12 protein-coding genes and 2 tRNA genes are annotated in these 16,849 nt (G+C 64.1%); 12 read left to right on the forward strand and 2 right to left on the reverse strand.

The window, feature by feature from the left end; all coding sequences use genetic code 11:
• Positions 1 to 153: 153 nt before the first annotated feature.
• The 5 genes from V5B60_RS13890 to V5B60_RS13910 all read left to right on the forward strand — a co-directional run bounded on the left by V5B60_RS13890 (position 154) and on the right by V5B60_RS13910 (position 6,202).
• Positions 154 to 1,014: an amino acid ABC transporter substrate-binding protein gene (locus V5B60_RS13890; protein ID WP_332347621.1), complete on the forward strand. Its 861-nt coding sequence runs from the start codon at positions 154 to 156 to the stop codon at positions 1,012 to 1,014.
• 131 nt (positions 1,015 to 1,145) lie between these two features.
• The gene (locus tag V5B60_RS13895) at positions 1,146 to 1,376 is read left to right on the forward strand and encodes a hypothetical protein (RefSeq protein WP_332347622.1); all 231 of its coding nucleotides are present in this window, start codon (positions 1,146 to 1,148) and stop codon (positions 1,374 to 1,376) included.
• A 311-nt stretch (positions 1,377 to 1,687) separates the two neighbouring features.
• Positions 1,688 to 3,463: a type I secretion system permease/ATPase gene (locus tag V5B60_RS13900; RefSeq protein ID WP_332347623.1), complete on the forward strand. Its 1,776-nt coding sequence runs from the start codon at positions 1,688 to 1,690 to the stop codon at positions 3,461 to 3,463.
• 28 nt (positions 3,464 to 3,491) lie between these two features.
• Entirely contained in the window at positions 3,492 to 4,865 is a 1,374-nt protein-coding gene (locus V5B60_RS13905) for an HlyD family type I secretion periplasmic adaptor subunit (RefSeq protein ID WP_332347624.1), read from the forward strand.
• 5 nt (positions 4,866 to 4,870) lie between these two features.
• Entirely contained in the window at positions 4,871 to 6,202 is a 1,332-nt protein-coding gene (locus tag V5B60_RS13910; protein ID WP_332347625.1) for a TolC family outer membrane protein, read from the forward strand.
• Between the two features lie 85 nt (positions 6,203 to 6,287).
• Here V5B60_RS13910 and V5B60_RS13915 read toward each other — a convergent pair whose 3' ends face one another.
• Together V5B60_RS13915 and arsS are read right to left on the reverse strand one after the other, a co-directional pair.
• Positions 6,288 to 6,986 carry a haloacid dehalogenase type II gene (locus tag V5B60_RS13915; protein WP_332347626.1) on the reverse strand — a complete coding sequence of 233 codons (699 nt, stop codon included), beginning with the start codon at positions 6,984 to 6,986 and terminating at the stop codon, positions 6,288 to 6,290.
• Positions 6,987 to 7,033: 47 nt separating this feature from the next.
• Entirely contained in the window at positions 7,034 to 8,032 is a 999-nt protein-coding gene (arsS, locus tag V5B60_RS13920; RefSeq protein ID WP_332347627.1) for an arsenosugar biosynthesis radical SAM (seleno)protein ArsS, read from the reverse strand.
• 500 nt (positions 8,033 to 8,532) lie between these two features.
• Here arsS and tig point away from each other — a divergent pair, with 500 nt between their 5' ends.
• From tig to V5B60_RS13955, 7 genes are all read left to right on the forward strand, one after another.
• On the forward strand, positions 8,533 to 9,852 hold the full coding sequence (gene tig / locus V5B60_RS13925) for a trigger factor (RefSeq protein WP_332347628.1): 1,320 nt from the start codon (positions 8,533 to 8,535) through the stop codon (positions 9,850 to 9,852).
• 115 nt (positions 9,853 to 9,967) lie between these two features.
• Positions 9,968 to 10,642: an ATP-dependent Clp endopeptidase proteolytic subunit ClpP gene (clpP, locus tag V5B60_RS13930; protein ID WP_434735333.1), complete on the forward strand. Its 675-nt coding sequence runs from the start codon at positions 9,968 to 9,970 to the stop codon at positions 10,640 to 10,642.
• A 48-nt stretch (positions 10,643 to 10,690) separates the two neighbouring features.
• Complete coding sequence (clpX, locus tag V5B60_RS13935; RefSeq protein WP_332347630.1) at positions 10,691 to 11,965, forward strand: ATP-dependent Clp protease ATP-binding subunit ClpX; 1,275 nt, start codon at positions 10,691 to 10,693, stop codon at positions 11,963 to 11,965.
• An 82-nt stretch (positions 11,966 to 12,047) separates the two neighbouring features.
• Positions 12,048 to 14,474 (forward strand): endopeptidase La, encoded by a 2,427-nt coding sequence (lon, locus tag V5B60_RS13940; RefSeq protein WP_332347631.1) that lies wholly within the window; start codon positions 12,048 to 12,050, stop codon positions 14,472 to 14,474.
• Between the two features lie 103 nt (positions 14,475 to 14,577).
• Positions 14,578 to 14,653, forward strand: a tRNA-Val gene (locus V5B60_RS13945).
• 34 nt (positions 14,654 to 14,687) lie between these two features.
• A tRNA-Asp gene (locus V5B60_RS13950) sits at positions 14,688 to 14,764 on the forward strand.
• A 76-nt stretch (positions 14,765 to 14,840) separates the two neighbouring features.
• Entirely contained in the window at positions 14,841 to 16,751 is a 1,911-nt protein-coding gene (locus V5B60_RS13955; protein ID WP_332347632.1) for a SurA N-terminal domain-containing protein, read from the forward strand.
• Positions 16,752 to 16,849 lie beyond the last annotated feature (98 nt).

The following is a 16,849-nucleotide window of genomic DNA, read 5'->3' on the forward strand; positions in this document are numbered from 1 at the left end:
GGGTGCAGCCGTCTGCAGCGGTACTGATGCGGATCAGGGGGGCACACTTGCGAGGCGGCGCCGATCTCATCCCACGGTTGTGGTTGCCGCGTGTGTATGGTCACACTCGGCGTGCTTCCTTTCTCTTATCGTTGCGTTTTCGGGAGGAATCCGATGCGGTTGCATCTCTCGTGGCGTTGCCTCGTGGCGAGCCTGTTGCTGTCGCTGGCGCCGCTGGTGCAGGCGGCGGGGACTCTGGACAAGATCAAGGCGAGCCGGACCATCGCGCTCGGTTACCGGGACTCGTCGATCCCGTTCTCGTACACCGGCAACGACAACCAGCCCTGGGGCTACTCGGTGGACCTCTGCACGCGCGTCGCCGCCGGCGTCGCCCGCCAATTGGGTCTCGAAGAACTGCAGCTGCTCTGGGTGGCGGTGACGCCGGAAACGCGGATCGCGAAACTGAAATCCGGCGAGATCGACCTCGAATGCGGTTCGACGACGGCGTCCCTGTCGCGCATGCAGGAGGTGGACTTCAGTCTGCCGATCTTCGTCGATGGCACTGCGTATCTCTCGCGGCGCGCGGCGGGAATCAGGCGCCTCGAGGATCTGGCCGGGAGGAGGATCGCCGTTGCCGGCGGAACGACCAGCGAGCGGATGCTCGCCGCGGCGCTGGCGCAGCATCGCATCAGTGCGGAACTGGTCTTGGTCAGCGACCACCAGCACGGGCTGGCCGCGCTCTTGCAGGGCAGGGCAGACGCCTATGCCTCGGACCGCGCGCTGCTGATCGGGCTGGCGCTCGATTCCGGCAACCAGAGCGACTGGACGATCGGTCCCGAGACCCTCTCGTATGAGCCCTATGCGCTGGTGACCCGGCGCAACGACGCCGATTTTCGTCTGGTGGTGAACTCGGTGCTGGCCCGCCTGTCGCGCAGCCGCGAAATCTACGACATTTACGATCGGTGGTTCGGTCATCTTGCCAAACCGGGTGCGCGGCTGGACAACCTGTATTATTTGAACGGTCTGCCGGAGTAGCCCGGCGCCTTTCACGATCCAGCGTCCGAGCCGGAGGGCGCCGCGGTCCGACGGAGGGCCCGGGCGCTCTGGTCTGAGGGCGACCCGGTGCCGACCGGCTGCCACATTCTTGGTGAAATTGGGGGTTGCAAATGGAAGCTCTTCTGATCTGGCTCGGACGTGCCGTCGGCAGCGGCGGTCTGCTGGCGTGCGTCGTTGCGGTGCTGACGCGCTTGGCGGGAAAGCACTATCTCGCAGGCTTCGAGCTGCTGACCTTGCTGCAGGGCGGGATGGCGGCGCTGGTCGCCGGCTGCTTCCTGTTGCTCGTGGCGCTCAGCGGACGCGGCAGGACTGGCCGGGCGGGTCTCTTCCGGGACCGGTAGCCGGTTCGGTCCCTACGGGCACCGGTGGCATGCATGCGTTGTCTTGCCAGCCGAGGCGGCCGACCGTTGGCAAGGATGCCGGCGCCGCGTGGTGGGGACCGATGCGCTGACGCGACCCGTTCGGCGGAACGGACGGCCCGACGGGCGAGGCGCCCGCAACTGCAAGGCTGGCGGTCGACTGGCGATTCTGTCATCATTGCCCCCTGCTGCAGAGCAGGTTCCTGGCCACCGCGCCGTGGGCACCGCTTGCCAGTGGCAGCCGAGGTTCGGACAGGCAAGGAGATGGCGCGTGTTTTCAGGGAATGGAGGCGATGACTAGGCCAGCACAGCAACGCAGCGAGCTCGCCGAGGTGCTGCTGTCTTTCCGCCGGGCGTTCCTGACCGTCGGCAGCTTCAGCTTCTTCATCAACCTGCTGATGCTGACGCCGGCCATCTACATGCTGCAGATCTACGATCGTGCGCTCGGCAGCCGAAACGTCACGACGCTGCTGATGTTGACGCTGATCACGCTCGGCCTGTTCGGACTGATGTCGCTGCTCGAGTGGATCAGGTCGATGGTACTGGTTCGGGTCGGGGCGCGTCTCGATCTCGACATCAATTCGCGTGTCTTCGATGCGACCTTCGAGCGTAATCTGCGCCAGGCGGGCCAGAATCCGGCGCAGGCACTGAGTGACCTCGCCTCCATGCGGCAGACGCTGACGGGTGCCGGCCTGATTGCCCTGACGGATGCGCCGTGGATGCCGATCTACGTCCTGGTGATCTTCATGCTGCACGTGCAGCTCGGTATCTTTGCGCTGATCGGCGTACTGCTGCTGGTGATCTTGGCAGTCATCAATGAACGGATTTCGGCCGGGCCTCTGGGCGAGGCCCAGAAGCTGGCGATGGCCGCCAATGCGCAAGCCAACAACAATCTGCGCAACGCCGAGGTGATCGAGGCAATGGGGATGCTGCCGGCCATTCGCAGCCGCTGGTTCAAGCTGCACCAGAAGTTTCTGATGCAGCAGGCAGTGGCCAGCGATCGTGCGGGTGTGCTCAACGCCATCACCCGTTTCGTGCGCATTTCGATGCAGTCTCTGGCGCTCGGTTATGGTGCGTTGCTGGCGATCGAGGGTGAGATCACGCCCGGCATGATGATCGCCGGCTCGATCATCATCGGCCGGGCGCTGGCGCCGGTCGAGGTGCTGATCGCCAACTGGAAGCAACTCGTGTCGGCGCGCGCGGCCTACGGGCGCCTGGCCGAACTGCTGCAGGTCTATCCGGCGCGCGTTGCCGGTATGCCGCTGCCACGACCCGAGGGTGTCGTGCTGGTGGAGAATGCGGCGACCGCGGCTCCCGGCAGCCGGGTACTGATCCTGAAGAACGTCAGCTTCAGCCTGAAAGCCGGCGAGGTCGTGGCGGTGATCGGCCCGAGTGCTTCCGGGAAGTCCACTCTGGCTCGCCTGCTGGTTGGCGTATGGCCACCGTTGGCCGGCTGCGTACGGCTCGATGGTGCGGAGGTCTTCAAGTGGAACAAGGACGAGCTGGGCCGACATCTCGGTTATCTGCCGCAGGACATCGAGTTGTTCGACGGGACGGTCGCCGAGAACATTGCCCGTTTTGGCGACCTCGACTCCGAGAAGGTGCTGGCGGCGGCGCAGGCTGCCGGTGTCCATGACCTGGTCCTGATGCTGCCGATGGGCTACGACACGCCGTTGGGCGACGGCGGCAACGCCCTTTCAGGTGGGCAGAAGCAGCGGATCGGACTGGCCAGGGCGCTCTACGGCGACCCGGCGCTGATCGTCCTCGACGAGCCGAATTCGAATCTGGACGACCAGGGTGAAGCGGCGCTGGCGGAGACGCTGCGGCGCCTGAAGGCCGCCAAGCGTACCGTGGTGATCATCACTCACCGCATGAGCACGCTGGCCGTCGCCGACAGTATTCTGGTGATGCATGAAGGCACGGTGAAGCTGCACGGGCCGCGTGACCAGGTCCTGGCGGCACTGCGCTCGGGGAACCAGGCCGGCGCCGAGCGTCAGGGTGGTGGCGGTCGGCCGGCAGCGGTTGCGGTTGCCGGGAACACACCGGCGACACCACGCTTTGGCGCCTGAGGGAACAGACAAGGAGATGTCGATCAGGATGTTTGAGCGCAAGAAGGCGTCCGACGCCGACATCACCGACGTCAGCGAAGTCGCCGAGGCCGGCGGGCAGCAGCCGGCGGCGGTCGATATCGATCATGGCCGGGCCTCGCGTTTCGGCTGGCTGGTCCTCGCCATCGGTTTCGGCGGCTTCATGCTGTGGGCGGCTCTGGCGCCTCTCGACCAAGGGGTGCCGGCGGGTGGTCAGGTCGTCGTGACTGGTAACCGCAAGACGGTACAGAACCTCGGTGCAGGCAAGATCGAGGCGATTCTGGTCAAGGACGGGGATGAGGTGCAGAGCGGGCAGGTCCTCGTGCGTCTCGATCCGACTCTGGCGAGCTCGCAGTACGAGGTGGCGCGCAGTCAATGGTTCGTGGCCAAGGCGGCCGAAGCGAGACTCCTGGCGGAGGCGCAGGGCAAGTCGGAAATCGTCTTTGCCGACGAACTGCTGCAGGCACGGGATGATCCCCGGGCGACGAGTGCGATGGCGGTGCAGGCGCAGTTGCTGCGTTCCCGCCAAGCGGCGCTGCAAGCGGAGTTGGGTGCGATGCGCAGCATGCTGGCCGGGCTGCAGTCATCGGCGAAAGGTCTCGAAGCGACGCGACGGGCCAAGGAAGAACAGAGCAAGCTGTTGCTCGATGAACTCAAGGGCTTGCGTGATCTGGCCGCTGAAGGCTATCTGCCGCGCAATCGCCTGTCCGAACAGGAACGCCTGCAGGCCCAGCTCAGTGGCGCCATTTCCGAAGACATCGGCAATCTCGGGCGGACACAGCAGAGCATTGCCGAGGTCCGGATGCGCATGAGTGCGCGCCAACAGGAATACGACAAGGACGTCGAGACCGGCCTTGCCGAGGTGCAAAAGGAGGTGACATCGCTCGACAGCCGCCTCGCCGGACTGGCCTTCGAGCTGGCCAACACCGATATCCGTGCGCCGGCGGAGGGAATCGTCGTCGGACTGAGCGTGCACACGGTAGGCGGCGTGCTGGCGCCGGGGACGCCGCTGATGGACGTGGTGCCGCGAAATGAGCCGCTGCGCATAGATGTCCAGATTCCGACGACGCTGATCGACAAGGTGCGCATCGGTTCACCGGTCGACATCACCTTTCCTGCCTTCAACCAGCGCACGACGCCGCAGATTCCGGGCGACTTCGTGCAGGTGGCGGCTGATGCCACCACCGACCCGCAGGGCAAGGTACCACCCTTCTACCGGGGCCAGGTGGTCGTCACCGAAGACGGGATGAAGAAGCTCAAGCACTACGAGATCAAGGCCGGGATGCCCGCCGAGGTGTTCATCAAGACCGGCGAACGGACGATGCTGAACTACCTGTTCAAGCCCATCCTGGATCGCATGAAGACGGCATTGACCGAGGAGTGAGCAGGGTGCGGGGGACTGTCGGGCTGGTGGGGTGCGCGCTGGCATTCTGGTCGTCCGGGGTGCTGGCGGCCGGTCTGATGGATGCCTATCAGGCGGCGCGGCAGAACGATCCATCTTTCCGCGCCGCACGCCACGAGCGTGACGCCGGGCAGTATGCGATTGCCATCGGCCGGGCCGGATTGCTGCCGAACGTCGGGATCACCGGCGCCTATTCGAGAAACAGGGGCGAGCGGACCTATTTCACGCGCGCGGGCAGCCCGACCGAGGATCTCGACTACCGCGAGGAGGCGAGCGCGATCGCGTTGCGGCAGCCGTTGTTCAACTACGACAGTATCGTCCGTTATCGCCAGGGGGGGGTGCAGGCTGCCTTCAGCGATGCCGTCTTCGATCGCAAGGAGGCAGAGTTCGCCGTCAAGCTGGCGTCAGCCTACTTCGAGGTGCTCTTCTCGCTCGAGAGGCTGGCCCTGAGTGACGCCGAGATCGCCGCCTATCGTGTCGATCGCGAGACGTCAGAGCGTCGGCGCAAGGGCGGTGAGGGAACGGTAACCGAGGTGGCTGAGGCCGAATCGAGGCTGCAGCTCGCTCGCGCCGGCCGCGCCGATGCCATCGACCGGCTCTCGGTGGCCAACCTCAGGCTGGAAAGCATGACCGGCAAGACGATGGCACCACTCTGGCCGCTGCGCCCGGATTTCGCGCCGAGCGCCGTCCAGTCCGTCAGCCTCGACCAGTGGTCGGCGTTGGCCGAGGAGAGCAGCCCGGAGATTCGTGCGCGGCGCAAGTCCTTCGAGTTTGCCAGCCTCGAGGTCGATCGCAATCGGGCGGGTCATTATCCACAACTCGACTTCGTCGCCCGTTCCTCGCGCACGCAAGGTGAATCGCTGTCCACCGTCGATCAGAAGAACGTCATCAATTCGGTCGGTGTGCAGCTCAACGTCCCGTTGTTCGCCGGCGGCCGGGTGGACGCGTTGACCGGGCAGGCGGTCGCCAACCGGGCGCGCGCCCAGGCCGAGCTCGATGCCGCCGTGAACGAGGTGCTGATCGAGGTCAGGAAGCAGTTCATGGCCGTCGAGACCGGTGCCGGCAAGATAGCGGCCTATCAGAAAGCCGTCGATGCCAGTGTGGTCGCCGTCGAGGGAACGCTGCGCGGCATGCGTGGCGGCATCCGGAGCAACGTCGACGTGCTCAATGCCGAGCGGGTGATGTTCGTTGCCAGGCGTGACCTCGCGCAGGCGCGCTACGAGTACCTGCTCAGCCTGCTGCAGCTGAGGGCGGCGGCAGGTGTTCTGTCGGAGAAGGATTTGCAGGAGGTCGCCAGCCTGCTGTTGCCGCCCGATTGATCGCGGCGGGCGGCGGTGAAGTCGTCGCGAAACCCCCGCTTGGCGTACCTGGCCGCCTGCCCGGATGCGGCAGGCGCCGGTCACGTCAGGACGACGCTGGCGGGCAGACGATTGCCGGCAACTGCGTGAGATCGCTGATTTCTCCGTCGGGAGCGGCCGGCAGCCGTTCCGCCGCCTGCGCGAAGCGGTTGCACCAGAGGACGCGGAGGCCGCTGGCCTTGGCGCACCAGGCATCCCAGGCATTCGCGGAAAGGAAGCAGATGGCCTCCGGTGCGAGCTGCAGTCGTTCGGGAGCCAGGCGATACACCGCCGGGTGCGGCTTAAAGACGCCCACTTCCTCGACTGACAGGACGGCGTCAAAGAACTCGTCGAGCCCGCTGTTGCGGACGACCGCGGCGAGCATCGCCGGGGTACCGTTGGAGAGGATGGCCAGTCGCATCCCGCGTGCGTGCAGCTGCTGCAGCGTGGCCGGCACGTCGGGATAACACCCAAGCTGCAGGTAGAGGTCGAGCAGGCGCGCGTGCAGGCCGGTCCGTTCGAGGCCGAGCGTGCTCAAGGCATAGTCGAGCGCGTCGCCGGTGACCTGCCAAAAATCGGCATGGCGGCCAGCCAGTCCGCGCAGCCAAGTGTATTGCAACTGCTTCTGCCGCCAGATCTCGGAAAGCTTCTGCCAGTCGGCGCCGATCTCGCCGCTGACGGCGCGCGCGGCGCCGTTGAAGTCGAAAAGCGTTCCATAGGCGTCGAAGACACACGCTTCGATGCCGGCGATTCGTCCGTCTTTCACTGTCCTGTGCTCCGCTCGGGTTGTGACGGTATGACCAGGCAGGAGGGTCAGGTACCGCAGGTCGGCACTGGTGCCGGCTTGTCGCCGAGAGCGCCGCCACAACCCGATCCCTGCCCGGCGGTGCAGCCGAAACAGTGTTCGGCAACACGGATGGCATGGCCTTCCAGCGCGGCAGCGTCGATTTCGCTGATGTGCCAGCGCGAGGTGCCGCTTCTGCTTGTCGGCAGGCCCAGTTGCTGATTGAAGTCGCAGTCGTGGAGATAACCTTGCCAATCGACTGACAGGAGGTTGCGGCACATCACGTGCTCGAGGTTTTCATCGCGATGGGCTGCCCGCAGCAGCTGCAGGTAGTCGTTGAACTGGCCCCGCGAGACGAGAACGGAACCGAAACGCTGGATCGGCATGTTCGTCAGGGTGAACAGTTGGTTGAATGTGATGCCGAACTCATGCCCGAGATGTTCCCGGTAGGCTGCAGTGAGCGCTGCCTGCGGTGGTGGCAGGGACGGTCCCTGTGGATTGAAGACCAGGTTGAGTTGCAGCCCGCCATCGGCCATGCCATAGCCGAGTGCGTTCAGCCGCTGCAACCCGCGGATGCTGCCGGCAAAGCTGCCCTTGCCGCGCTGCCGGTCTACGTTGTCCTCGATGTAGCAGGGCAGCGAGGCGACCACCTCAATGTGGTGCGCCGCGAGGAATTCTGCCAGATCTTCGTGTCCGGGTTCCTCGAGGATGGTGAGGTTGCAGCGATCGATCACGCGCAACCCGCGCTGGCGGCCGGCGACAGCCAGCCGCCGGAAATGTGGATTGAGCTCGGGCGCTCCGCCCGTCAGGTCGAGCGTCGTGACTCCCGGGCTGGCCGAGAGGAAGGCCAGGACGGCGTCGACGGTCTCGGCGGTCATCTCCTCTCGTCGCTGCGGACCGGCATTGACGTGACAATGGAGACAGCTCTGGTTGCAGCGGTAGCCGAGATTGACCTGCAGGATGTCGACCGAGCGGCGAACGATCGCAGGGAAGGTGGTCGCCGAGAGCAGGGGCAGGGTGGCGTGCATCGGTCGTTCTCCATGGATGTCCGTGGCTACTGTCGCCGCGGGCGTGCCTTTCCTTACATCCGATCGCCGTCGTGTGCGCGGCGGCCGGCGCTGGTTGTCGGCAACCGGATCGTTTGCCGAGCGCGGTGCCGACGGCGAGCGACGCCCGCGAATACCGGCTGGTGTGCGAACCGCTTCGGGCCGAGGGTCAGCCAGCTCTTGCCACGCAAGGGTGTGCCACACATCGCGGGTTTCGAGGCGCCCAATAATACTGTAGAATCGCTCGCTTTCCGCGTACGCCGATGCGGCAGGATGGCTGGCTGCGGGCCTGCCGGTTGCTCCCGACGCCGTCCGGGGCCGCGTGTGGCGGCGCGTTGCCTGTCCCGCTTGCGGGCGGCAGTCTGGCGATTCGGTCGGCGCTCACATCGGCTGCCCGCGCGGCACTGTCTGGAGACGCCTGGGGTGGTTCGCAGCGGTCTCCGCTCTGAACCACATTTCAGCCTGTATCACAAGGATTCTGAATGGAAACTAACGCTGCTAACCCTGTTGCACCCGCTGCAAGTGCGCTTGAGCGCCGCCTCGAACTGTCGGTGGCGATAGCCGAACTCGAGCAGGATGTCGACCAGCGCCTGCGGCGCCTGGGCAAGAACATGAAACTGCCGGGTTTCCGCCCGGGCAAGGTGCCGGCAAGCATCGTCAGGCAACAGTACGGCGACCAGGCCCGCATGGACGCTCTGCAGGAGGCGTTGGGGCGTCTGTTCGGAGAGGCGGTCAGGGTGCAGAACTTGCGCGTGGCCGGCGCACCGAAGATCGAGGCGAGCGAGAACGGCAGCACGACGCATATGGACTTCTCGGCGACCTTCGAGGTTTACCCGGACATCACGCTGAGCGACCTGGCTGGCGTCGAAGTCGAACGGCCGGTGCTCGAGGTCGGTGCGGAGGAGATCGACAGCACACTCGAGATTCTGCGCAAGCAGCGCGTGCACTACGAGCCGGTGGATCGTGCGGCGGCTCTGGCCGACCGTGTCACCATCGACTTCCTTGGCAGGAAGGATGGCGAACCCTTTGCCGGTGGGCAGGGTCAGGACTACCGCTTCGTTCTCGGGGAAGGAAAGATGCTGTCCGACTTCGAGAATGCGGTGATCGGCACGCGTGCCGGCGAAGCCAAGTCGTTCGACATGACCTTTCCGGCGGAGTACTTCTCGAAGGATCTGGCCGGCCAGTCGGTGACCTTCGACATCGTGCTGAAGGAGGTCTGCGAACCGGTGCTGCCGGAGCTCGACGGTGATTTCGCGCGTGCTCTGGGCGTCGAGGACGGGGATCTGACACAGATGCGGGCCGAGATCGAGGCCAACCTCAGGCGCGAGGTGAAGAAACGTCTGCAGGGCCGGATCACCGCACAGGTGATGGACGTGCTGTTGCAGGCCAACCCGCTACAGGTGCCGGAGGCGTTGATCCAGAAGGAGGTCGAGCGACTGATGCAGGTGGCACGCCAGGACATGGAGCAGCGCGGCATGAAGGTCAAGGATTTGCCGATGCGACCGGAGTGGTTCAGCGATCAGGCCAGGCGGCGCGTATCGATTGGCCTCATCCTTTCGGAAATCGTCAAGCTCAACGATCTGCGGGCCCAGCCGGCGCAAGTGCGGGAACTGGTGGAGGATGCGGCGCAGAGCTACGACAATCCGCAGGAGGTCGTTCGCTGGTACTATGCCAAGGCCGAGCGTCTGAGCGACTTCGAAGGTGCGGCCATCGAGGCGAACGTGGTCGACTGGGTCCTGCAGCGGGTGAAGGTCAGCGACAAGCCAGTGGCCTTCGCCGAGCTGATGGGGCAACAAGCCTGAGGCGGGAGTCGAGGCGGCTGGTGGCAAGACGGCCGTAGCGGCGGCGTGCCCCACGGGCCGTATCCTCTACGCCGACCCTTGGTGCTCCTCGATCCCGGGTGGCTGCCGGGGCGTCGTGAGTCGCGGCAGCGGTTTGCAGCGTAACAAGGGAAACGAAATGGGAATTGACCACGCGGGCAGTTGGGTTCCGCAGGCACTTGGTCTGGTGCCGATGGTGATCGAGCAGAGCGGTCGTGGCGAGCGGGCCTACGACATTTACTCGCGCCTCCTGAAGGAGCGCGTGGTCTTTCTCGTTGGCCCCGTCAATGACGTGACGGCGAATCTGGTGGTCGCCCAACTCCTGTTTCTCGAAGCCGAGAACCCGGACAAGGACGTTCACTTCTACATCAACTCGCCGGGCGGTGCGGTGTCGGCCGGGCTGTCGATCTACGATACGATGCAGTTCATCAAGCCCGATGTGTCGACCCTGTGCATGGGGCAGGCGTGCTCGATGGGCGCCTTCCTGCTGGCTGCGGGTGCTGCCGGCAAGCGTTTTGCCCTGCCGAACTCACGGGTGATGATTCACCAGCCGATGGGCGGCTTTCAGGGGCAGGCTTCGGATATCGCGATTCATGCCAAGGAGATCCTGTCGCTGCGCGCCAAGCTCAATGAACTCATGGCGCGGCACACCGGTCAGGCAATCGACCGGATCGAGCGCGATACTGATCGCGACAATTTCCTTTCAGCGCAGGAAGCGGCAGAATACGGCTTGATCGACAAGGTACTGGCCAATCGGCAGGCGGCGCTCTGAGGGTGCCTCCGGGCGGCTACGATCGGGCTCGATTGTGAGGTGGACGACATGTCGGAAAAGAAAAGTGGTACCGAGAAACTCCTCTACTGCTCGTTCTGCGGCAAGAGTCAGCACGAGGTCAAGAAACTGATCGCCGGGCCATCGGTCTTCATCTGCGACGAGTGCATCGAGCTGTGCAACGATATCGTTCGCGACGAGATCGCCGCGGACCAGGGTGGTGGCAAGGGCGGCAAGGTGGAACTGCCGACACCGCGGGAGATCTCGGCGCTTCTCGACCAGTACGTGATCGGGCAGGACCAGGCGAAGCGAATCCTGTCGGTGGCCGTTTACAATCACTACAAGCGGCTGCGGCACTTCAGCAAGACCAGCGACGAAATCGAGCTTGCCAAGAGCAACATCCTGCTGATCGGCCCGACCGGTTCGGGCAAGACCCTGTTGGCGCAGACGCTCGCCCGCATGCTCGACGTGCCTTTCGTCATGGCTGATGCGACGACGCTGACCGAAGCCGGTTACGTCGGTGAGGATGTCGAGAACATCATTCAGAAGCTGCTGCAGAAGGCGGATTACGATACCGAGAAGGCGCAGCGGGGAATCGTTTACATCGACGAGATCGACAAGATCTCGCGCAAATCGGACAATCCGTCGATCACGCGCGACGTGTCGGGCGAAGGCGTGCAGCAGGCGTTGCTGAAATTGATCGAAGGGACGATCGCCTCGGTACCGCCGCAGGGCGGACGCAAGCATCCCAACCAGGACTTCGTACAGGTCGACACGACCAACATCCTGTTTGTCTGCGGTGGAGCTTTCGATGGCCTCGACAAGGTGATTCGCAATCGTTCCGAGCGGGGCGGCATCGGCTTCGGGGCCGAGGTCCGCAGCAAGGACAACAAGCGTGCGATCGGCGAGGTCCTGCGCACGGTGGAGCCCGAGGACCTGATCAAGTTCGGTCTGATACCCGAACTCATCGGACGGCTGCCGGTGATTGCCACTCTCGAGGAACTGTCGGCTGCCGCGCTGGTGGAAATCCTCGTCGAACCGAAGAACGCTCTGGTGAAGCAGTACCAGAAGTTGTTCGCCATGGAGGGGGTGGCGCTCGAGATCCGGCCGGCAGCGATGATGGCGATTGCTCGCAAGGCGCTCGAACGGAAGACCGGAGCGCGGGGTTTGCGCTCGATCCTCGAGGGGATCCTGCTCGACACGATGTACGAACTTCCCGGCATGGAGAATGTCACGGAAGTGGTGATCGACGAGGGGGTGGTCGTCGGTGATGCCAAGCCACTGCTGATCTACGCGGATCAGCCAAAGGTGTCCGGCGGCAACTGACGTCCTGGCCGCTTCTGCTGCGGCTTGAAATCCGCGTTCTTGCCACCACCTCTGGCAAGACCTAACCTATGGGACACAATCCATGTCTGCACCCCCGAAGCTGTCCGCCGAGCCGGTTGAACTGCCGCTGTTGCCGCTGCGCGATGTGGTCGTGTTTCCGCATATGGTCATCCCGCTCTTCGTCGGGCGTCCAAAGTCGATCAAGGCCCTGGAAACGGCCATGCAGGGCGGGAAGAGCATTCTTCTCGTGGCCCAGAAGTCTGCGGTCAAGGACGAGCCCGAAGCGGAGGATCTGTATGGCGTCGGTTGTCTGGCCAATATCCTGCAGATGCTCAAGTTGCCCGACGGAACGGTCAAGGTCCTGGTCGAGGGAGCGCAGCGCGCTCGTCTGCAGGCCATCGATTCGCGATCGGACATGTTCTTTGCCGAAGCGCGTCCGGTGATGGCCGAGGACGGTGTGAACCACGAGGTGGAGGCCCTGCGTCGTGCGGTCATTGCGCAGTTCGATCAGTATGTCAAGCTGAACAAGAAGATACCCCCCGAGATCCTGACCTCGATCGCCGGCATTGAAGAGGCCGGGCGTCTTGCCGACACGATTGCCGCCCACCTGCCGCTGAAACTTGAGCAGAAGCAGGAAATCCTCGAGATGTTCGACGTCCGTGCCCGCATCGAGCGGCTGCTGGCGCAACTCGAGGCGGAAATCGACATCCTGCAGGTGGAGAAGCGGATTCGTGGCCGCGTCAAACGCCAGATGGAGAAGAGTCAGCGCGAGTACTATCTCAACGAGCAGGTCAAGGCGATCCAAAAGGAGCTTGGGGAGGGCGAGGATGGGGCAGACCTCGAGGAACTCGACCGCAAGGTCAAGGCTGCCGGGATGAGCAAGGAAGGACTTGCCAAGGCGCAGTCGGAGTTTCGCAAGCTGCGGCTGATGTCGCCCATGTCGGCAGAAGCGACGGTCGTGCGCAACTTCATCGAAACGCTGATTGCCCTCCCATGGCGCAAGCGGACGCGCATCAGCAAGGATCTCGCGGCTGCCGGCAGGATTCTCGACGCTGATCACTGGGGTCTCGAGAAGGTCAAGGAACGGATCATCGAATACCTCGCCGTGCAGCAGCGGGTCGATCGCCTGAAGGCACCGATCCTCTGCCTGGTCGGGCCGCCCGGGGTGGGCAAGACATCGCTCGGCCAGTCGATAGCGCGTGCGACCGGCCGCAAGTTCGTTCGCATGAGCCTCGGCGGCGTGCGCGACGAAGCGGAAATCCGCGGTCACCGGCGGACGTACATCGGTTCGATGCCGGGCAAGATCCTGCAGAACATGAGCAAGATCGGCGTCCGCAATCCGCTGTTCCTGCTTGACGAAGTTGACAAGATGGGACAGGATTTTCGTGGCGATCCGAGTTCCGCGCTGCTCGAGGTGCTCGATCCTGAACAGAACTCGACCTTCGTCGACCATTACGTCGAGGTCGAGTACGATCTGTCGGAAGTGATGTTCGTGGCGACGGCCAACACCTTGAACATTCCACCGCCCTTGCTCGATCGCATGGAGGTGATCCGGCTCTCCGGCTACACCGAGGACGAGAAGGTCAACATCGCGCAGCGCTACCTGTTGCCCAAGCAGATGAAGAACAACGGGTTGAAGACGACCGAGCTGACGGTGGCAGAAAGCGCGCTGCGTGACATCGTCCGCTACTACACACGCGAGGCCGGTGTCCGTTCGCTCGAGCGCGATATCTCGAAGATCTGTCGCAAGGTGGTCAAGACCCTGCTTTTGCGGAAGAGTCAGGGCAAGGTTGCGGTCAGTGCACGCAATCTCGACAAGTTCCTCGGCGTCCGTCGCTACAACTTCGGTGTTGCCGAGCGCGAGAACCAGATCGGTCAAGTCACGGGTCTGGCATGGACCGAGGTTGGCGGGGAGCTACTGACGATCGAGGCGGTGGTCCTGTCGGGTAAAGGGAAGACGACGACTACCGGCAAGCTCGGCGAGGTCATGCAGGAATCGGTTCAGGCGGCGCTGTCGGTGGTCCGCAAGCGCGCGCAGTCGCTGGGTGTCGACCATGATTTCTACCAGAAGAGCGATATTCACATCCATCTCCCGGAGGGGGCGATTCCGAAGGATGGTCCGTCGGCAGGCGTCGGCATCTGCACGGCTCTGGTGTCCGTGTTGACCGGCATTCCGGTGTGTTGTGACGTGGCGATGACCGGCGAGATCACTCTGCGCGGTGAAGTGCTACCGATTGGCGGTCTCAAGGAGAAACTGCTGGCGGCTGTCCGCGGCGGACTGGCCAGGGTTCTGATTCCGGAGGAGAACGTCCGGGATCTGGCCGAGATTCCGGACACCATCAAGAACAGGCTCGAGATCATTCCGGTGCGCTGGATCGATCAGGTGCTCGAGTACGCTCTCGAGCGCAAACCTGAGCCGTCTGTGGTCGACGACGCAGGCGTGCCGCCCGGGGTGGAGACGAGCACTCCAGATGCCGCTGCCGTTGCGTCCGCCGGGCTCACTCACTGAACACTCCTTGCGGCGGCGGTGCCGTTGGTGCGCACCGTCTGCCGCTCTGGCCAAGTGCTGCCGGATGCGTTAGACTCGCGCCTCCAGTGCTTGATCACGCCAAGGGTGCTTAGCTCAGTTGGTAGAGCGCTAGCCTTACAAGCTGGATGTCGGCGGTTCGAGCCCGTCAGCACCCACCAGGAGCAGCAAGAGCGATTGTGCAGCGAGTATTTTGGAGTGGTAGTTCAGTTGGTCAGAATACCGGCCTGTCACGCCGGGGGTCGCGGGTTCGAGCCCCGTCCACTCCGCCAACATTGAAAGGCGAACACTAGTTCGCCTTTTTTCTTTTGGCTTCAACACGTTCCAAAGAGTTAGCGACCTACCACCATGTTCTTTGACACCGTTCGCAACAACAAGAGGGTCGTCCAGGTCTTTCTTGCCCTGATCGCCCTGCCTTTCGCCTTCTGGGGCGTCGACTCGTACGTTCGTGGCGGGGGAGCGGGGTCCGATCTGGCCAGTGTCGGCGACAGCAAAATCACCCAACAGCAGTTCGATCAGGCTTGGCGCGTGCAGCAGGACCGCATGCGACAGGCTCTTGGCGACAGCTTTCGTCCCGAGTCGATGAATACCCCGGCGGCACGCCTTGCCGTGCTGAACTCGTTGGTCGATCAGCGCCTGCTGCTTCTCGAAGCGGCCAAGGGCAAGCTGGGCGCGAGCGATGAAGCGCTGCGCGAAACGATCGGCAGCATTCCGGCTTTGCAGGAGAACGGCCGCTTCTCCATGGCTCGCTACCAATCGGCGTTGGCCGCGCAGGGTCTGTCGCAGGCGCAGTTCGAGGCGCAGATCCGGCAGGATCTGACTCTGCAGGAACTGGTTTCAGCCATTGGCGATACGGGCGTCGCCGCCAGGAGCGAGACCGAGAGGATTCTGGCTATCCGGTCCGAGGAAAGGCAGGTTGCCGAATTCCGAATCGCTCCGGGGCAGTTTGCCGGACAGGTCCGGATCGACGAGGAGGCGCTGCGCAAGTTCTACGACGAGAACGGCAAGCGGTTCGAGATTGCCGAACAGGCCAGAGTGGAGTACGTCCTGCTGTCACTTGCTGCGCGGATCAGCCAGACTGCGGTCAAGGATGCCGATCTGCAGGAGTGGTACGAGAGCCACCGGGATCGCTACCAGCAGAGCGAAGAAAGGCGGGTGAGTCACATCCTGGTCCTGGCGCCGAGCGGTGAGTCCGAGCAGGGAAAGGCCAGGGCAAGGGCCGAAGAACTTCTCGAGGAAGTGCGGAAATCGCCAGCACGATTTGCAGATCTCGCCAGAAAGCATTCGCAGGATCCGGGCTCGGCGGCCAAGGGCGGCGATCTGGGGGTAGTCGCGCGCGGGACGATGGTCAAGCCGTTCGAGGAGGCTGTCTTCAACCTGCGAGAGAACGAGGTGTCGGGTGTCGTACAGTCGGAGTTCGGCTACCACATCATCATCGTAACGGGCATCAAGGCGCCCAGGCAGCGGACTTTCGCCGAAGTGCGCCCGGAAATCGAGGCCGAACTCAAGCAACAGGCAGCGCAGCGCAGATTTGCCGAAGATGCCGAAGCGTTCAGCAACATCGTCTACGAACAACCGGACAGTCTGCAACCGGCTGCCGAACGCTTCAATCTGAAGCTGCAGACATCCGACTGGTTGCCCCGCAACCCGACTCCGGCGGCGGTGGCGAGTCTGGGGCACCTGGGTAATGCAAAGATTCTCGCAGCGATCTTCTCGGAGGACTCTGTTCGCAACAAGCGCAACACCGAAGCGATCGAGGTGGCTCCGAACACCCTGCTGGCGGCGCGCGTCGTCGAGCACCGGCCAGCGAGTGTGCGACCGTTCGCGGAGGTGAAGGCCGATATCCAGGCAGCGCTGATGCTGCAGGGTGAGGCCGCTTTGGCACGTTCCGCGGGCGAGGCGCGCTTGGCCGAGTTGCGGCAGGGCGCCGCAGACAGCGTCGCCTGGGCGCCGCCACGCAAACTCTCGCGGCAAGACGCACGACAACTGCCGCCAGCGGCAGCCAGAGCCATCTTCAGTGCCGACGTGCACAAGCTGCCGGTCTTCGTCGGCGCTGCGGCGGGCGATGGGGGGTACGTGCTGTACAAGATCGTCAAGGTGACGCAACCGGAGCGCGTAGACGAGGCGCGGCGGCAGGCGCTGCAGCGCGAGTACGCGCAAATTCTGGGGCAGGAAGATTTCGCCGCCTATCTCGCCGGTCTGCGCCAGCGCTACAGGATCGACATCAACAGGGCGGCGCTGGAGCGCAAGGAGCGCTAGGTGCGTGCAGGACGAAGGCCGTAGCGTGCTGGTCGCTTCCGAATCGCGCCGCGCCGCGATCACGACACAAGAAAAACCCCGCCGCGGCGGGGTTTCTC

The sequence above is a fragment of the Accumulibacter sp. genome, assembly GCF_036625195.1.
Lineage (GTDB): Bacteria > Pseudomonadota > Gammaproteobacteria > Burkholderiales > Rhodocyclaceae > Accumulibacter.

Coding starts and splice junctions, on each gene's coding strand:
- V5B60_RS13895 (WP_332347622.1), top strand. CDS start 1,146: ATGGAAGCTCTTCTGATCTGGCTCGGACGTGCCGTCGGCAGCGGCGGT.
- clpX (WP_332347630.1), top strand. CDS start 10,691: ATGTCGGAAAAGAAAAGTGGTACCGAGAAACTCCTCTACTGCTCGTTC.
- V5B60_RS13890 (WP_332347621.1), top strand. CDS start 154: ATGCGGTTGCATCTCTCGTGGCGTTGCCTCGTGGCGAGCCTGTTGCTG.
- V5B60_RS13955 (WP_332347632.1), top strand. CDS start 14,841: ATGTTCTTTGACACCGTTCGCAACAACAAGAGGGTCGTCCAGGTCTTT.
- V5B60_RS13905 (WP_332347624.1), top strand. CDS start 3,492: ATGTTTGAGCGCAAGAAGGCGTCCGACGCCGACATCACCGACGTCAGC.
- lon (WP_332347631.1), top strand. CDS start 12,048: ATGTCTGCACCCCCGAAGCTGTCCGCCGAGCCGGTTGAACTGCCGCTG.
- arsS (WP_332347627.1), bottom strand. CDS start 8,032: ATGCACGCCACCCTGCCCCTGCTCTCGGCGACCACCTTCCCTGCGATC.
- tig (WP_332347628.1), top strand. CDS start 8,533: ATGGAAACTAACGCTGCTAACCCTGTTGCACCCGCTGCAAGTGCGCTT.
- V5B60_RS13900 (WP_332347623.1), top strand. CDS start 1,688: ATGACTAGGCCAGCACAGCAACGCAGCGAGCTCGCCGAGGTGCTGCTG.